Genomic DNA, 15807 nt, shown 5'->3' with positions numbered 1-15807 from the left:
AATGTTATGGGAATGAGATGATAAAGGAAAAAGAGCTCGTGAAACCTATCGTTTGGCACTTATGTAATCAATTTAGCCTTAAATCAAAAATTTTGATCCATGAAGAAACAGAACTTGGAGAGGGTAGAGTCGATTTAATTATTATATATACTCAGCCTTTCGATTGGAAGGAAGGTTCTATAGTTGTTGAAATAGAAAGTAGCGGATATAAAGCTTATTGTGATGAGAAACATGGCATATTTCAGTTAGGTGGATTCCCTGCAACACAAAAATATTTAGGAATACCTCCTCCTTCCTCTTACGACATGGAAATAATAAAAAAGAAATGTAGAAAAAGATGCTTTGGTCTTCTTATAGTTAGAAGCAATGGGGTCGAAGAAATATGTAGTCCAGTACAAAGTGGAGAATTTTCATTAGGTCGTGCTAGCTCTAATCGATGGGGAAGTTTGATAAAAAGTAGAGATGCAATCAGATGGATTAAGGATAGAAAAATTAAATGGAAAGGACGTCGAATAAGGCATCCTACATGGAAAGAAGAACTGAAAGATTATTGTTCGATTTAAAAAAAAGTAAAATAAATTTTTAAAAATAGGGAAAAAACGTAATTTCTTCTCTTTTTATAATAATGATTATAAAAACAAAAAGGTTTTTATAGGGAGTGTGGTAACTAAGTTTGGTGACCAAATGAATAAAAAGTTAACAGTTTTAGTTGCAATGATCATGCTATCTGGTATGCTCATAACCGGCTGTGTAGAGATGCCGACCGAAGAACCAGAGGTCTTGATATTGGCAACGACGACGAGTCTCTATGATACAGGACTGCTTGTCCATCTTGAGCCCATATTTGAAGATAAACACAATGTAGATTTACAGATAATTTCCGCAGGAACAGGCATAGCCATTCGACATGGGGAGGATGGAGATGTAGATGTGTTACTTGTTCATGATAGAGCAAGAGAAGATGCATTTGTGGAGGCTGGATATGGAGTTAATCGGAGATGCATAGCCTATAACTACTTCCTTATTATAGGGTCTAAAGACGACCCGGCAGGCATCCGAGGAATGAGCCCGGAAGATGCAGTTACAAGGATAATGGAAGCAGGCATAAAGGACCCACAAATCCGGTTTGTTTCCAGAGGAGATGACTCAGGGACACATGCCCGAGAGATAGCGATATGGGTAAGCGCTGGCCATGACTACGAAATGGTCAGAATGTCGGGACCATGGTACGTAGAGGCTGGGGCAGGCATGGGAGCAACACTCAGGATGGCAAATGAGAAATCAGCCTACACACTGGTTGACATCGGAACATTTCTGGCATTTGCAGGCGATGTGGATTTAGTTCCACTCGTTGAGGTGGGGGAGCTCTTGTTCAATCCCTATGGAGTGATTGCGGTGAATCCGGAGTTACACCCACATGTGAACTTCGAGATGGCAAACAACTTCATAAACTTCCTCATGTCGCCGGAGATCCAGCAAAAAATCGGTGAATTTGGCGTCGTGGATGGAAGACCCTTGTTTTTCCCATTAGCCAGCGACTGCCAGAGGAAAGGATGCCCAACATGGGAATTATGCAAAACATCAGCATCATAAAGGGAATTCAGGAGACTGAATTGGTGTGAGTGAAATTATAGAAGCATTCATACAAGCGATAGAGCTTATAATCACACTCGACCCCGAGGTTATGGGGATAGCAAAGAGGAGTATACTCATCTCCTCTCTTTCTACTTTTTTTGCGGCTTTAATATGCATACCAATTGGTGGCCTCATACATTTTCATGATTTTGCTGGCAAAAGAAGTTTGATAGGCATTATTCAAACACTCTTCAGTTTACCAACTGTTATTGTGGGCCTTTTTGTCTTTTTAATGCTGTCAAGAGCAGGTCCGCTTGGCATATTTGGTTTACTTTTTACACCTTATGGCATGGTATTAGGACAGATGGTATTGATATCTCCAATTATACTTGGCTTTACAATCTCATCTCTTAGTGGTGTTGGCATAGAAATAAAGGACACTGCCCTCTCACTCGGTGCAACTAAATTTCAAACCATCGTTACTATCATAAAAGAGGCAAGATTTGCTGTTATATCCACTATAGTGCTTGGCTTTGGCAGGGCAATATCAGAAGTTGGAGTTGCCCTGATGATTGGCGGGAATATAAGAGAATTCACAAGAGTATTCACTACTGCCATTGCTATGGAAACGGCAAAAGGTGAGGTTGTAATTGCAATATCACTCGGAATTATTCTTATGTTACTGGCATTGATGGTCAATTTGGTTATGAACATAATACAATACAGAGGTAATTAAATGTCTCTGATAGAAGTTAAGAGCTTATGTAAGAGCTTTGGAAATAAAGAGATATTAAAAGACATCAATTTTGAAGTTAAAAAAGGTGAGACTCTTGCACTGATAGGCCCCACTGGCTCTGGCAAGACCACAATATTGCGTTTATTAAATCTACTTGATACTCCCACCAGTGGAAAAATATTTTTTGATGGAATCGATACCGTAGATCAGCCTGAAGGAATCAAACTGAGTATTCGCAGAAAAATGGCAATGGTGTTTCAAAAGCCAATAGCGTTTAATGCAAGTGTGTATGATAATGTGGCGTATGGTTTGAAGGTGAGGGGGGAGGATGGCATCGATGAAAAAGTTGCAAATGTATTAGAGATGGTATCTCTTTCTGGTTTTGAGAATAGAAATGCTCGGACTCTTTCAGGAGGGGAGATGCAAAGAGTGGCATTAGCACGAGACCTTATAATCGAGCCCGATGTGCTGTTACTGGATGAGCCAACCGCGAATCTCGACCCAAAAAGCGCAGATATAATCGAGGGGATGATATCGCGCATCAGATATGAGCACGACGTCACCATAATAATGGCCACTCATGACATGTCCCAGGGCCAACGCCTTGCGGATAGGATGGGGGTACTCATGGAGGGAAAACTCGTTCAAATCGATACGCCGGAAGAGGTATTCCGCAAGCCAGAATCCGAGTTCGTCGCAAACTTCGTTGGCGTTGAGAATCTGTTCGCTGGGAGGGCAAGAGAAGAGGGCGGCGTTACAAAAGTATTTACAGATAACATTGAGTTGATTTCCAGTACGAAGAGAACTGGCGAGGTCTTTGCAGTTGTCAGACCAGAGGACATCATCGTATCGAAGAAGAAAATCATGTCGAGCGCGAGGAACGTTTTAGCTGGCAGAATAATCGATATATTTGACTGTGGATCAATTATGCGATTGGTCGTAAATGCGGGGGAGCCATTCGTCGTATTCATAACGAGACAGTCCTTCTTGGACCTGAATCTCGACATTGGGTCGGAAGTATTTTTATCTTTTAAGGCGCCGAGTGTGCACGTGTTTGGACGGCTCAGATGATGTATCAGTCGAGTATTATCTCTCCAGTCACGCTGATATAAATCTGAAGACCTTCGATGAGCATTCGGTTCTTTATTTTATCCTTCTTTTGTTTTTCTATCTGCGTGATTAACTCCAGCGTATCGGCTTGTATCTTGATGCCATTCTCGTCCGCTTGACGGAATACCTTCTTTGGTATTTCCAACACATCCGTGCCCTCTGGGATGTTGATTTGAACCGGTGCCAATAGTTCTTTCCATTCTTTAAGCGTCTCTCTCGCACGTTCGATATTGGCATGGGCCCTTTTTTCGATGGTGCTTATGTTGGCGCGAGTGGTGCCCAATCGGTGGGCCACTTCTTTTTGGGTTAGTCCTTTTTCACGCAACTTCAGAACTCGAATTTGTTGGGCGGTTAAAAACGATTTATCTGACATAAAATGAAGTGGCAGGACTCGACCCTCGAAGTACTTATCGACTAGATAGAATCTGCCGATTTTTCGTCCTTTGGGCCTTTTTTCTACGGGTGTCGCATCAACACCTTTCTGCTAAGGTGTTTAGTTGTGTCATTCTCTGGTTTTTAACCCAGGCTTATACACAACGACTATCATCCGTAGATAATAGTTTAGCTTTCGTCGTAGACTTCATCCTGCCAGACATCAATACTCTATATAGTTATAAATAAATTTTGGTAAAGATTCTGGTACATGATTTGATAATAAAAAGGTAAATATATGCATCTCATATAATTTGGCTGTGAGATTATATGATATCCATATCCATAGATGCTGATGACGGCTATCCGGATATAGCGAAGTTTGATATTAGTACAGCAGATCACATTGTATCTTTGATGGGTATGGGCAGGGATGATGTTACGATTTCCTGTACTCATGGGAAGATAACAATTTGGTTTGGAAAAAAGGCGACCATCGATTTGATCAAACGGATTATCACTGGCGTTTCCAGCATAGATTCTTCAGTGGAATGTGAAAAAGAGGTCATCTGTAGCTTTGAGGGGATTCAGGACTATCAGGTGAGGGGATACACTCTGGTTTCATATGCAAAGACGAGGGAAGGATATCGTGCGATATTTAACATACCATTCTCAAAAAGAGAGGCATTAGAACATTTTGCGCTATCTATTTTCGCACAGCTCCGAAAAGGAGACGTCAAGAACACTATGTTCTGGGATGGAAGCGTCGCAAAGATCATGCTGCTTTTTGACGAGCTGCGCGATGTGGTTGGGTGGCACATCAAGAAGATAGACTTCAAAAAAGATGCGTATAGCGTCCAACCAGGCGAGTGATCGATTGATTCAAGTAGGCATAGCCGGAATCCCTGTGGATAGAAAGGGGAAGGGGATAGAAGAAGGAATTCGGTATCTTTCTGAAATTGGATTGGACGCAATGGAGATTCAATTTGTCAGGGGGGTCTTCATGAATAGCGAGTCCGCCGAAAAGGTCGGTCGTCTGGCTGAAAAATTGGAAATCAGATTATCAGTCCATTCTCCCTATTACATCAATCTCGCTTCAACGGAAATTGCAACGATCGAAAAAAGCAAGGAATATATCATCAAATCAGCCAAGCGTGCAAAAGAGGCAGGTGCAGGTATCGTAGTGGTTCATCCTGCTTATTACTCGAACGATACCTTCGAACTTGTTCGAAGAGCCTGCGAGGAGGTGTCAAGTGTGGTCGATAATGATGTAAAAATCGGGCTTGAAACTGCTGGCAGGCAGCGGCAGTTTGGCACCGTTGATGAAATAGCGAAGCTCGTGGCAACGGTAAAGGGCACTGTGCCAGTGCTCGATTTTGCCCACATTCATGCAAGGGGCAACGGTTCATTGAACCAGAAAGAAGACTATGAAGCGGTCTTTGATAGATTTGAGGGGAATAAATTTCATATTCATTTTACCGGTGTAAAATATGCGAAGGGGAATGAAATAAAGCACACTCCCATAAACGATGACCCAAATTTTAAGCATTTAGTAGAGGCATTAATCGAACGAAAATATCATGCGACCGTGATATGTGAATCACCTTTATTAGAGAGTGATGCATTGAAGATGAAGGAGATTATCACCAGTGTCCAATGACAAAAATACCACAAAGCGGGATACCAAGTTAACGATGAATTTGATAGGGGCGCATATTATCAAGATAGCAGGCGAGATTCATGATGACCAGGTAGATGCCCTGATAAGTCATATTCTCGCCGCCAAGAAGATATTTGTGATGGGTGCTGGCAGGTCAGGGCTGGTCGGAAGAGCGTTCGCCATGCGATTAATGCATTTGGACTTGCCTGTATATGTGGTGGGCGAGAGCGTTACCCCTGCGGTGGAGAAGGGGGATCTTTTAATCACAATTTCTGGCTCAGGTGAGACAAAATCGGTCGTCGAACTCGCCCTTGTTGGGAAACAATGTGGAGCCAAACTGGTGACGATAACTTCGAATATCAGCTCGCCATTGGCGAAGAAATCTGACGTAGTAATTGAAGTAAAAGGGCGAAGCAAAATGGACAGCGTCGACTATTTCGAACGCCAGGTGCGTGGAGAATATCAACCACTGGTGCCGCTGGGAACAATTTTCGAGACGACGAGCCTTGTATTTTTGGATGGCCTGATATCTGAATTGATGACCGTCACCAAAAGAGATGAGAAATATCTTCAATCCCGACATGCGAGCTTGGAGTAGACTTATGAAAAAAATAAGAAATTTGCTGGAAAAATTGTCAAATGCACACGGAATTCCGGGACATGAGAATGACGTTCGCGCGATAGTCCAGATGGAACTGGAATCATATGTTGACGAAATTAAAATTGACTCACTTGGAAACCTCATCGCGACAAAAAATGGCAAAAAGCCATCCGTCATGCTCGCCGCACATATGGATGAAATTGGCATGATGGCTAACTATGTGGATAAAGGTGGATTTATTCGCTTCGTAAAGGTTGGTGGTTGGTTTGACCAGACGTTGCTCAATCAGCGCGTGATTTTACATACTGAAAAGGGGGCTCTAACCGGAGTGATTGGGTCCAAACCGCCGCACAGAATGAAAGAAAAAGAGAAAGATACGGTGGTCAAGGCAGACGATATGTTCATCGATATCGGCGCCACCAGCATAAAAAATGCTGAGGAATTGGGCGCGACGGTAGGGACGCCGATAACCATCGATAGAGAGTTCAGAACGCTTGCAAATGACAAGGTCACTGGGAAGGCATTCGATGATAGGGTGGGACTGGTAGTCATGCTCGATGCTTTGAAGCGGACAAAATCGAATGCCACCATATATGCCGTCGGTACGGTCCAAGAAGAGGTCGGGCTAAAAGGCGCAAGGACTTCTGCGTTCGGATTAAATCCAGATGTGGCACTGGCAACAGAAGTTACCATCGCCGGCGATCATCCGAACATCAAGAAGCGGGAATCCGCGATCGAAATGGGTAAGGGTCCCTCTATTACGGTGATGGATGCGGCAGGAAGGGGCATCATCACGCCGAACACAATCCTTAAATGGCTAAAAGAGACCGCAGAGAGAAACAAGATTCAATACCAGCTGGACGTCTCTGATGGCGGAACGACCGATGCGACAGCAATTCAATTAACAAGGGTTGGCATCCCAACGGGCACCGTCAGCGTACCAGTGCGATATATTCATTCACCTGTTGAAGTGGTCAACTTGAAGGACATCGACATGTGTGCAAAGCTGGTCGCACATTCGATCGAGAACGTGGACAGCTACTTTTAGGGACCCCTCTAATACCCCTCTAAATATATGTAAGAACGAAATAACGCTGAAGTGAGAATGATTATGCCAATTCAGCTATAGCGAATCTATGCATGACCTTGTTAACTTTTATCTTGACCTCATCGCCTACTTTCGTATTAGGGACGAATACGACAAATCCCTCGATGCGGGCGATTCCGTCTCCTTCTCTAGCTATGTCTTCTATCTTTACGTCGTACGTTTCCCCCTCTGTTACGGGGGCACTCGGCTCTCTTCTATACAAAATTTACACCTCTATGGTTAGCATTATGATGCTACGATAGTTTATAAAGGTTTGGCTGGATGGCTTTGTTAACGTTTTGCGTGACGTAAGCGAACCACATACACCGTGTTGTCCGAGTGCGTTAGCATCGAGCAATCCAAAGGATTGGTAGAGTCGTGGACGAAGGGCGTTTTTAATGGTAAATCATTTCATTCTACAAGAATCAATTAGCTCCTCAGTAATCACAAAACTTTCATCTACAGCGGAAAGGAGCTCATCATGTATAGAACTTCGAGAATAATATAATTGAACCAGAACACCAGCATCTTTTGCTGCCTCAACAGCAGGAACGAAGTCGCCATCTCCAGTTACAAGGATTGCGGTACCTATTAATCTTCCCCAACTCATTCTGACGAGATCTACCGTAAGTAAGATATCAACTCGTTTCTGTACTAATTCTCCCCCAGCCCAGCCTAATTTACCTAATCTTACCTCGAACCGAGGGAGTCTTCGTAATGTGTAGATAAATTTGTCCATCGTGGAAAATCTTCGTTTTTCCTCATCGGTTGGTGGACTACTTTGGTAAGGCATGCAAGTATAATAATACGTTCTTTTGGACGACCAAAATCTGTGTCTAAAATCCTAGCAAAATAGCCACCATCAATCAGTACTGCGACGCGATCCATCAAAATCACAATATTTTATTTTTGACTGTCATCCCCGAAGGAACGACAGCGATTATTTTACTATTATTTAATATGAGCTCGACCATATTTATATTTACCGATGAAAGACCGCTAAATTCGCCCGAAGTCCACGATTTCACTTAACGTTCTGCGGATATACGAAGTTCGCCGAAGGCAATTTGGGCGAAGCCTTTTATCCGCTGTTGTATGACCGAAGCCCGTAAGGGGCGCAGCGTTGGGCTTAGAGCGCTAGTCACGTTCTAACCTTTTATAAACCCTGTTCCTTGTATCGACCTTTAATATAATGATCCTGCTCTCTGGTTGATCTACCTTATACAATATCCTATATCTGCCAATTCTAATTCTGTATAGATCTTGTTCGCCCCTGATTTTTCTGTACGGATACGAAAATGGATTTTCCTTCAGTCTCTCGAAAACGCCCCTTATTTTGTTCTTGTAACCTTTATCTAAAGACTCTACAAAATCTGCTGCTTGTTTGGTAAAAATGATTTCATAGATAATCAATCCTAAAACATTTCCTCAAATCTCACGTACTCCCCTGATTTAACTTCTTCTCTGAGTCTCTCTATTTCTTCTAATTCCTCCTCGCTTAACTCTTCAAATCCAAGAAAATTATCTATTTTTGCATTTATTTCCATTAACAGTTTTTCGATATGATCTATCTTCTCCATCATTGCCTCCGTCATGCGATCACCTTATTACACTATTTACAATCCTCTATCCAAGATTTCTTTCCTTAGCCACCAAGTCCAATATCATATAACATATTGTGGATATATGAAGTTGCCGAAGGCAATTTGGGGAAATCTTTGATTTTCCTTTTATCCGCTGTTAGGCGACCCGAAGGGCGAGCCACGATAGTGGCGTAGCGTTTTGCTTGGCCGTTTTCATATACCCACCTCATCAGCAGGCACTCGAGGAAGCTTCTCCCTCATACCGCCACTTCCAAAGAAGTCAGGCTGATAGATTCAATGAGAGGAATATCCTCCTTATTTTCTAATCTATCCTCTATATGAAGAAGACGAATTGCGTCTTTAATGTTTTCTAAAGCCTCCTCATAACTATCACCCTGAGTATAACATCCCTGAAGCTCAGGACAGAAAGCAAAGTATCCGTCTGCATCTTTTTCAGTCACCACAGATAGCCGATAGCACTTCATCTTTAATACCTTTCCTTTTAGAGCATAACGACGACCAAGCAAAATGTCGCCTAACTCCTTATATATTCAAACTATTTACTACCACTTTTTGCTCAGGTTCAAAGCACGCACCACTTCACCAAAACGCCATCATCCAGCTTTTCGATGCTTAACAAATCCAATTTTACTGGTTTGGTAAAGCCGAGTCCATCTACAAGCGTTGGCGCATCCTTGCCACCAATAATCATATTCCCGATATAAACATAAATCTCATCGACCAATCTTTCTGAAATCAACCCCCAGTTAAGCGTTGCGCCTCCTTCAACCATCAACCGATTGATACCTCTACTTTTCAATTCACTGAGCAATTCTGGCAGTGAAACTTGCCTATCGCCAACTGTGATAATCTCTGCCTTTCCCCTCAGCGCCTCAACTCTTTTGGGGGGTGCAGACTTGGACACAGCGATAATTGTTGGACTGCCTTTTCTGGAGATAATCTCTGCATCTACAGGCGTCCTCGCCATGCTGTCCACAACTATTCGAATTGGATTCTTCTCTCCTGACTTCATAGTTAAACTAGGGTTATCTGCCAGAACGGTGCCTATGCCGACCATTATGGCGTCAGCACCTGCTCTAAGTTCATCAACCCGCCTCATATCCGCATCGCTCGATATTCTTATTTGCCTGCGCTCATATGTGGATATCTTTCCATCCGCGCTCATCGCTGCATTGATGAAGACGAATGGTCGTTTATGTTTCATTTTCTACTCTCCGATCTCTCATAATAAAATAAGTATTCCTGGGCATACCCGGCGTATTTTCCAAAATATCCTCTTGCCAACTCACGGATTTTCTCATCGGACACCACCTTGTTTTGAAAATATTCGCGTCGCATGAATCTTCTTATGTGGACATCAATTGGAAATGCCTCCAACTTGTCCAATGAAAACAAGAGGACACAATCGGCGACTTTATGTCCTACTCCCTCGACTCCCATCAGCGTCTTCTTGGCACTCTGATAATCGAGATTTTTCAATTGACTTAATTGTAGCCTGTCATCATAAACTTTCTTAGCTACGCCTCTGATCCACCTCTCTCTGAACCCTAATTTACATTTTTTTAGTTCACTCTGGCTTGCTTTATATATTCTCTCCGGGCATGGAAATCCATATGCACCACCGATATCATCTCCAAATTGCGTGCATAGATTTTGAATCATGCTCTCGATTTGTGGTATTCTATTGTTGATGGAACAGATGTAAGAAACCAGACATTCCCAGGAGTCCTGCCTGATCAACCGCAAACCATTGTATCTGGCGATAATTTTTTTCATCAATTTGTCTTTACCAATGTGCTTGTATATGTTTTCCAGGTCATCGTCCAGTCTAAAATAATTTATAATGTCTTTTTTTGATAGGTCGGATTCGATGACCAACATATCGCCTCTTTGTCTTGCCCTGACGATCGAATTCAGGACGATGCCCGTCCATTCCTCTTTATTTTCCCGCCATCTAAAAACTTGACCACATCGCAACGTATGGTCAAGATCGAAAGTCGGGACAGGTATTTGATATGTCTTCATTCCGATGACTTTTTATCGCTTTTGAACCATTAACATATTGGTGCTCTGGAATGTTTGCTGAAAGAGAATTGGCATGGAGGATTTTGCAGAGGAATTTACCCCCTTTTAACGAGGCATCACATTAGAGAGAGCAGAGGCATACCTGCTGGATGGAACGCACATTGGGAAGGTCAGGGATATTAGAAGGGTGAGATGATGCATATATCGATAATTGGTGGAAGCGTCGGCGGTCTTAGTTCTGCTATTGCACTGAAAGAAAACGATGGCTACGATGTCACCATCTATGAGACACATGAGGAGATAGGCCATCTACTCCAATGTGCTGAAGGATATCTAGCTACTTATGAGCTCGAAGTGCCACCGAGAAATGTCATAGATTGCACCATTCATAGCTGCATCGTTCGGACATGGCAGAACGGAGTTAGAAAGGATAGGACGATATCATCTGAAAAAGAGCGAACGTGGATAATTGACCGGCCGAAATATGAGCAGTTACTCGCAAACCGATGTGAAAAACTTGGCGTCGACATACAGACAGCCAGAAGAGCTACCGTCAGAGAGCTGAAAAGGAAATCAGAATACGTCATAGATGCCAGTGGTTGCTATTCCCAGACATCGAAAGAATATGGATTTAGATATGAAGACGTGAGCAGGGCACTCCAATACACGATAGAAGGTGATTTTTCAGAATACTATGAGGGCAAGACAATAGTGATGGGATACGAACCGCACTATATTGGATTTTACTGGATATTTCCTAAGTCACCGAAAAAAGCGAACGTTGGCATTGGACGGGTTGACTCCGGCGATCTACATGCTGAGTTAAAAAGGATATTAGAAATGGAAAACATTGAGGGGGACATCATCAACAAGACAGGAGGTAACATTCCATGTAAGCCCCTGAAGAGATTCACCTATGATAACATTCTCTTGGTTGGAGATGCTGCAGGATTAGCCAATTCATTTACGGGAGAGGGGACGAACAACGCGATCATAAGCGGGAGGATCGCAGCTAGATGTATCCTTAAGCATAGCATCGATGGATACAGGGACATGGTGATGGCAAAAATCGGTGGTCGACTGTACGTCGGTCGGTTAATGCGAAATATAATGAAAAATCAGTATCAAATGTTTTGTGATGGGCCTGAGAAATTGGATATAAGCTTTGAGATGCTTGACAGCCCATACAGGCTCTATAGAGCAATGCTGACAAGACCAGGTTTGCTTATCAGAACGATCATGGTATCATTGCGAACGATATGACGACAGCATTTGATTCTCTGGACACAAGAATTCAAGAGGCACTTAGGGAAAGAGGTTTTTTAGTGTCCACTGAGCCGCAGGAGCGGACCATTCCTCTTGATGTATTTTCATCTCATATGCCGTCCATCTCTGACCGCAGCTCCCTCATCGTAGCAACACGCTCTGCGAATGCGTTGTGCTGGTGAATGCTTTCCTCGTTAATCTGTTTAATCGATACGATGGAGTCATCTGGTATGTCCGAGAATTCCTGTACGACCTTTTGTGCCATTATTCTCACACAGTCTTCGACAAATCTCGGATTTTTATGCGCCGTCTCGACCACGAATATCTCGTCCGAGCGCTTTAATAACTCATATATCTGCGAGCTCATCGAACTTTTTATTATGTCGATTAACCTCTCGATGCTGACTTTGTGTAAGTCCCCAACCTCGATGAAGATGGAGCCGCGTCCCCTCTGATTGTGCGTTGCCATCGGAATATTCTTCAGGAACTTCTTTATTGCCGTTTTCGAAACGTTCAATTTCGACAGTTCTTCTTCAGCTTTCTCGTGCATGATCTGCTGTACACAAGGACAGGCGGTCATCCCAGCCGCCTCGACGCCTATTGTTTTTCTCGTCCTTTTTTCTGACTTATTAGCAGTCGCCCCCACAAAAATATTCACAACTTCCTGGCACTGAGTTTTTGTCTTCGGTGTTTTGTGCTTGATGACATATTCGCTTGACATCTTGACCTCAGCACGGGATGCGTATTCATGTCTTTCAAGGAGACGGCGTGCGATCACTTCACAGAGTTCTTCGGTCATGTATACAGGAGCAGCTATACACTCTTCCAGTACCTCGTCGATTACTTCAAAATTTCGTGACAGATTTGCCCCTTTCCTGTTGGATGGCAGGTCCACGAATATATCGAACGTCGCGATCAAGATGATCGGTCTTTCTTTATCCCTTGCAACCTCTACGAGTTTCTTTACGTCGGTGACACCAACTCGTGTCAGGTTGATCCGAATATCAGGGCAGTTCGCCTGTACATCTGGTAAACGCATGTGCAGCCTCTTCATAATCTGTTGATGTATACCTCTTTAAGTCATTTTATGGGTTATAATTATATGCTTCGAAAGGAATGGTCTTATAAATTGGCACATACATAGAGTATCAGGTGGTAGTTATGAACAAAAGCAAACAGAGGGATCGTTTTTTACAGCATTAAATCGATTCGCAAGGATATGCACAAAACTGTTCGGATATTTGATACCACGCTTAGAGATGGGGAGCAGACGCCAGGCGTTTCATTCACAGCCGATGATAAACTAATCCTCGCGCATCAACTGGATAAACTGGGCGTTGACATAATCGAGGCGGGTTTTCCCACGTCGTCAAAAGGTGAAAAAGATGCAGTGAAAAAAATCACAGGTGCCCGCTTGGATTCGCAGATATGTGGATTGGCCAGGGTGACGAAGGCGGATATTGAGGCGTGTCTAGATTGCGACGTGGACGTGGTTCATACTTTTGTACCCACATCGGATGTCCAGATAAAATATACGATTGGGAAGAGCAGAGAAGAGGTAATACAGCTGTCAGTGGAGGCTGTCGAATATATCAAAGCGCATGGGGCCAAATGCCTCTTTTCAGCAATGGATGCTACCAGAACGGATATGAAATATCTGCTCGACGTGTATCAAAGTGTCGAGAAAGCTGGTGCGGACATCATCAACGTCCCTGACACCGTTGGCGTGATGATACCCTCCCTCATGTATCGATTCATCGAAGATATCCGTAGTATCATGAACACGCCCATCGATGTACACTGCCACAATGACTTTGGGCTGGGGGTGGCGAATACTCTTGCCGCCGTTGAAGCAGGAGCGCAACAGGTTCATGTGACCATCAACGGTCTTGGCGAGAGGGCGGGAAACGCCTCCTTGGAAGAAACGGTTATGAGCCTTCATTCCATCTATGGCATCAAGACGAACATCAGGACCAAGTATCTGGTCGAAACGTCACGGCTGGTGGAGCGTCTGTCTGGAATTCACATACCGCCAAACACGCCCGTTGTCGGAGATAACGCTTTTTCTCATGAATCTGGCATTCACACACATGGCGTGCTCAGGATGGCAGAGACGTTTGAACCAGGAGTGATGACGCCCGAAATGGTCGGGCACAAACGCAGAATTGTAGTTGGCAAGCACGCTGGAAAGCACGCCGTGAAGAAAATATTGCACGAGATCGGATTGGAACCGACAGATGCCCAGCTTGATGAAATACTGCAACGGCTCAAAGACTTGGGTGACAAAGGAAAACGCGTGACAGATGCAGATCTTTATGCCATCGCTGAGGCAATCATGGGCGAAATAGCCAAAGGAGAGCAAACGATCATATTGGAGGAAGTTTTGGTCACGACCGGCAGTAAGATCGCACCTACTGCCGTGATAAAGGCAAAAGTTCACGGAAAGCAAAAAATAGGAAGGCAGACTGGCGTTGGACCCGTCGATGCTGCGCTGAAGGCGGTGCAAACCATTCTCGGAAAGAAAGACAAAATAAAGTTGCGAGATTTTAGGCTGGAGGCCATTACCGGCGGCTCTGACGCGCTGGCCGAAGTGACGATCGGCGTAGAGGACGAAAAGGGGAATATCGTCACCGCGAGAGCTGCACGCGAGGATATCGTCATGGCTTCTGTTGAGGCATTGGTAAGCGCGATAAACGGGCTGATGCTACGGAAACGATGACCATTAAATTACGGCAGAAAGAAATGTAGTGATAGTTGATACGCATGGAAGGATTGTCATCCCGAAGCGTGTTCGAAAGATCTTTAAGACAAACAGGTTTGAGATAGGCGTGAAGAAGGAAAAGATAGAGTTGAAACCCATAAAAAGTTTGGATGAGCTGTTTGGAAGTCTACCAGAACTAGATCTAAAGTTGATTAAGAGAGAGCACGAAGAGGAAGCCAGAAATGAACATTTTGATTGATAGTTTTGCATGGTTGGAGCTCTTTCAAGGCTCTGTCACGGGAAGAAAAGTACTGCATATTCTTAAAGAAAATGCTGGACAAATTTATACATCTGTCTTAAACCTCTATGAGATTAGATATAGAGTAGAAGAGATCAGGGATGCAAAAACAGCCGATGAATTTGTTAAGACCGTTGAAAATCATGCGAAAAGCTTAGATGTACCAGAAAGATCGCCATTGAAGCTTCAAGAATTAAATCGAAAATGAAAAGGATGGGCGCAGTAGATTGCGTTGTTATAGCCTCAGCAAGGGTTCACGGTCTAACGGTTTTAACAGGCGATCCACATTTTGATGACATCAAGGACGTGCTCAGCTTGAGGGAATAAATGCTAGAGTTTCAATCTTTTATTAAGGACATTTCGCCTAACTACTTATACCCAAACTCAATTTTATCACTCGAAGGATTATATTCATCCAGCGCCCTCTTTCTGGCCAAGCGCCGTCCGAATTTGGTTCTGTAGTTGTTGAAACTTTTCCTGGATTTTTTGCTCTTGCTTTTCAAGCGTCTTGAGTCGTACGCTCAGGACCTCTTTTTTCTCCGCCAGGTCTTCTGTTACAGCCGTCTTTTCAGATTTAATCAACAACTGGCCGATTCCCTTGTAAACTACTGCATCTTTTTCCAGCTTTTCCAGCTCTTCCTGTGCTTGCTCGGTTTCACGCAACATCAGCTCCATCTTGGTTTTTTGCCCGATTATGACCTGTGCCTGATGCTGTATCTGTTGCAACTGTGCTAATTGATGTTGAACTTGTTGTGGTAATTCATTATTCATT

Annotated in this window: 22 protein-coding genes; 12 read left to right on the top strand and 10 right to left on the bottom strand. The window is 43.6% G+C overall.

All coding sequences use genetic code 11. From position 1 onward, the window contains the following. Positions 1 to 17: 17 nt before the first annotated feature. From BME93_00480 to BME93_00465, 4 genes are all read left to right on the top strand, one after another. Positions 18 to 563 carry a hypothetical protein gene (locus BME93_00480; GenBank protein ID ATZ60666.1) on the top strand — a complete coding sequence of 182 codons (546 nt, stop codon included), beginning with the start codon at positions 18 to 20 and terminating at the stop codon, positions 561 to 563. Positions 564 to 684: 121 nt separating this feature from the next. After that, entirely contained in the window at positions 685 to 1593 is a 909-nt protein-coding gene (locus BME93_00475; protein ID ATZ60665.1) for a substrate-binding domain-containing protein, read from the top strand. Between the two features lie 25 nt (positions 1594 to 1618). Further along, complete coding sequence (locus BME93_00470) at positions 1619 to 2311, top strand: ABC transporter permease (GenBank protein ATZ60664.1); 693 nt, start codon at positions 1619 to 1621, stop codon at positions 2309 to 2311. Further along, on the top strand, positions 2312 to 3382 hold the full coding sequence (locus BME93_00465; protein ID ATZ60663.1) for an ABC transporter ATP-binding protein: 1071 nt from the start codon (positions 2312 to 2314) through the stop codon (positions 3380 to 3382). It abuts the gene before it with no gap. A 4-nt stretch (positions 3383 to 3386) separates the two neighbouring features. On the opposite strand, the gene BME93_00460 is transcribed toward BME93_00465, so the two are convergent. Beyond that, a complete protein-coding gene (locus BME93_00460; GenBank protein ATZ60662.1) occupies positions 3387 to 3794 on the bottom strand; it encodes a Tfx family DNA-binding protein in 408 nt (135 codons plus the stop codon). Between the two features lie 329 nt (positions 3795 to 4123). On the opposite strand from BME93_00460, the gene BME93_00455 reads away from it, so the two are divergent. Genes BME93_00455 through BME93_00440 form a run of 4 tightly spaced genes read left to right on the top strand, consistent with a single transcriptional unit; the run spans position 4124 to position 7102 of the window. Beyond that, positions 4124 to 4666 carry a hypothetical protein gene (locus BME93_00455; protein ATZ61704.2) on the top strand — a complete coding sequence of 181 codons (543 nt, stop codon included), beginning with the start codon at positions 4124 to 4126 and terminating at the stop codon, positions 4664 to 4666. Between the two features lie 4 nt (positions 4667 to 4670). Then, the gene (locus tag BME93_00450; protein ATZ60661.2) at positions 4671 to 5453 is read left to right on the top strand and encodes a TIM barrel protein; all 783 of its coding nucleotides are present in this window, start codon (positions 4671 to 4673) and stop codon (positions 5451 to 5453) included. Next, positions 5443 to 6051, top strand: a complete 609-nt coding sequence (gene hxlB, locus BME93_00445) for a 6-phospho-3-hexuloisomerase (GenBank protein ID ATZ61703.2) — start codon at positions 5443 to 5445, stop codon at positions 6049 to 6051. Before BME93_00450 ends, hxlB begins: the two co-directional genes overlap by 11 nt. A 4-nt stretch (positions 6052 to 6055) precedes the next feature. Next, entirely contained in the window at positions 6056 to 7102 is a 1047-nt protein-coding gene (locus tag BME93_00440; GenBank protein ID ATZ60660.1) for a M42 family metallopeptidase, read from the top strand. Between the two features lie 61 nt (positions 7103 to 7163). On the opposite strand, the gene BME93_00435 is transcribed toward BME93_00440, so the two are convergent. The 7 genes from BME93_00435 to BME93_00405 form a co-directional block, all read right to left on the bottom strand. Beyond that, the gene (locus BME93_00435) at positions 7164 to 7364 is read right to left on the bottom strand and encodes a TRAM domain-containing protein (GenBank protein ID ATZ60659.1); all 201 of its coding nucleotides are present in this window, start codon (positions 7362 to 7364) and stop codon (positions 7164 to 7166) included. Between the two features lie 183 nt (positions 7365 to 7547). Next, entirely contained in the window at positions 7548 to 7934 is a 387-nt protein-coding gene (locus BME93_00430; GenBank protein ATZ60658.2) for an NYN domain-containing protein, read from the bottom strand. 344 nt (positions 7935 to 8278) lie between these two features. After that, positions 8279 to 8554 carry a type II toxin-antitoxin system RelE/ParE family toxin gene (locus BME93_00425; GenBank protein ATZ61702.2) on the bottom strand — a complete coding sequence of 92 codons (276 nt, stop codon included), beginning with the start codon at positions 8552 to 8554 and terminating at the stop codon, positions 8279 to 8281. 2 nt (positions 8555 to 8556) lie between these two features. Beyond that, entirely contained in the window at positions 8557 to 8736 is a 180-nt protein-coding gene (locus tag BME93_00420) for a hypothetical protein (protein ATZ60657.1), read from the bottom strand. Positions 8737 to 8981: 245 nt separating this feature from the next. Further along, positions 8982 to 9185 (bottom strand): type II toxin-antitoxin system HicB family antitoxin, encoded by a 204-nt coding sequence (locus BME93_00415; GenBank protein ID ATZ61701.2) that lies wholly within the window; start codon positions 9183 to 9185, stop codon positions 8982 to 8984. 122 nt (positions 9186 to 9307) lie between these two features. Further along, the gene (locus BME93_00410) at positions 9308 to 9949 is read right to left on the bottom strand and encodes a 2,5-diamino-6-(ribosylamino)-4(3H)-pyrimidinone 5'-phosphate reductase (protein ID ATZ60656.1); all 642 of its coding nucleotides are present in this window, start codon (positions 9947 to 9949) and stop codon (positions 9308 to 9310) included. Beyond that, positions 9946 to 10770, bottom strand: a complete 825-nt coding sequence (locus BME93_00405) for a DNA glycosylase (protein ID ATZ60655.1) — start codon at positions 10768 to 10770, stop codon at positions 9946 to 9948. The genes BME93_00410 and BME93_00405 overlap by 4 nt, the downstream gene beginning before the upstream one ends. A 192-nt stretch (positions 10771 to 10962) precedes the next feature. Between BME93_00405 and BME93_00400 the strand changes: the two genes are divergently transcribed. Beyond that, on the top strand, positions 10963 to 12033 hold the full coding sequence (locus BME93_00400) for an NAD(P)/FAD-dependent oxidoreductase (GenBank protein ATZ60654.2): 1071 nt from the start codon (positions 10963 to 10965) through the stop codon (positions 12031 to 12033). A gap of 112 nt (positions 12034 to 12145) precedes the next feature. Here BME93_00400 and mptA read toward each other — a convergent pair whose 3' ends face one another. Beyond that, a complete protein-coding gene (gene mptA, locus BME93_00395) occupies positions 12146 to 13090 on the bottom strand; it encodes a GTP cyclohydrolase MptA (GenBank protein ATZ60653.1) in 945 nt (314 codons plus the stop codon). 165 nt (positions 13091 to 13255) lie between these two features. Between mptA and BME93_00390 the strand changes: the two genes are divergently transcribed. The 3 genes from BME93_00390 to BME93_00380 are packed head-to-tail and all read left to right on the top strand — an operon-like array spanning position 13256 to position 15243. Further along, the gene (locus tag BME93_00390; protein ID ATZ60652.1) at positions 13256 to 14755 is read left to right on the top strand and encodes a 2-isopropylmalate synthase; all 1500 of its coding nucleotides are present in this window, start codon (positions 13256 to 13258) and stop codon (positions 14753 to 14755) included. A 28-nt stretch (positions 14756 to 14783) separates the two neighbouring features. Further along, positions 14784 to 14996, top strand: a complete 213-nt coding sequence (locus BME93_00385) for a hypothetical protein (GenBank protein ATZ60651.1) — start codon at positions 14784 to 14786, stop codon at positions 14994 to 14996. Continuing rightward, entirely contained in the window at positions 14980 to 15243 is a 264-nt protein-coding gene (locus BME93_00380) for a PIN domain-containing protein (GenBank protein ATZ60650.1), read from the top strand. The genes BME93_00385 and BME93_00380 overlap by 17 nt, the downstream gene beginning before the upstream one ends. A 203-nt stretch (positions 15244 to 15446) precedes the next feature. On the opposite strand, the gene BME93_00375 is transcribed toward BME93_00380, so the two are convergent. Continuing rightward, complete coding sequence (locus tag BME93_00375) at positions 15447 to 15806, bottom strand: prefoldin subunit beta (protein ATZ60649.1); 360 nt, start codon at positions 15804 to 15806, stop codon at positions 15447 to 15449. Position 15807 lies beyond the last annotated feature (1 nt).

Source organism: Methanosarcinales archaeon Met12 (genome assembly GCA_002813105.2).
Classification (GTDB): domain Archaea; phylum Halobacteriota; class UBA148; order UBA148; family JAJOKI01; genus JAJOKI01.
The sequence above is the reverse complement of the archived record's forward strand: the minus strand, read 5'-3'. Positions and strand labels throughout refer to the sequence as shown.

What these genes read in the sequence shown, in the direction of transcription:
- BME93_00475 (ATZ60665.1), top strand. Translation starts at nt 685, where the DNA reads ATGAATAAAAAGTTAACAGTTTTAGTTGCAATGATCATGCTATCTGGT.
- BME93_00465 (ATZ60663.1), top strand. Translation starts at nt 2,312, where the DNA reads ATGTCTCTGATAGAAGTTAAGAGCTTATGTAAGAGCTTTGGAAATAAA.
- mptA (ATZ60653.1), bottom strand. Translation starts at nt 13,090, where the DNA reads ATGAAGAGGCTGCACATGCGTTTACCAGATGTACAGGCGAACTGCCCT.
- BME93_00390 (ATZ60652.1), top strand. Translation starts at nt 13,256, where the DNA reads ATGCACAAAACTGTTCGGATATTTGATACCACGCTTAGAGATGGGGAG.
- BME93_00410 (ATZ60656.1), bottom strand. Translation starts at nt 9,949, where the DNA reads ATGAAACATAAACGACCATTCGTCTTCATCAATGCAGCGATGAGCGCG.
- BME93_00405 (ATZ60655.1), bottom strand. Translation starts at nt 10,770, where the DNA reads ATGAAGACATATCAAATACCTGTCCCGACTTTCGATCTTGACCATACG.
- BME93_00460 (ATZ60662.1), bottom strand. Translation starts at nt 3,794, where the DNA reads ATGTCAGATAAATCGTTTTTAACCGCCCAACAAATTCGAGTTCTGAAG.
- BME93_00455 (ATZ61704.2), top strand. Translation starts at nt 4,124, where the DNA reads ATGATATCCATATCCATAGATGCTGATGACGGCTATCCGGATATAGCG.
- BME93_00480 (ATZ60666.1), top strand. Translation starts at nt 18, where the DNA reads ATGATAAAGGAAAAAGAGCTCGTGAAACCTATCGTTTGGCACTTATGT.
- BME93_00375 (ATZ60649.1), bottom strand. Translation starts at nt 15,806, where the DNA reads ATGAATAATGAATTACCACAACAAGTTCAACATCAATTAGCACAGTTG.
- BME93_00430 (ATZ60658.2), bottom strand. Translation starts at nt 7,934, where the DNA reads ATGCCTTACCAAAGTAGTCCACCAACCGATGAGGAAAAACGAAGATTT.
- BME93_00380 (ATZ60650.1), top strand. Translation starts at nt 14,980, where the DNA reads ATGAACATTTTGATTGATAGTTTTGCATGGTTGGAGCTCTTTCAAGGC.
- BME93_00440 (ATZ60660.1), top strand. Translation starts at nt 6,056, where the DNA reads ATGAAAAAAATAAGAAATTTGCTGGAAAAATTGTCAAATGCACACGGA.
- BME93_00420 (ATZ60657.1), bottom strand. Translation starts at nt 8,736, where the DNA reads ATGACGGAGGCAATGATGGAGAAGATAGATCATATCGAAAAACTGTTA.
- BME93_00400 (ATZ60654.2), top strand. Translation starts at nt 10,963, where the DNA reads ATGATGCATATATCGATAATTGGTGGAAGCGTCGGCGGTCTTAGTTCT.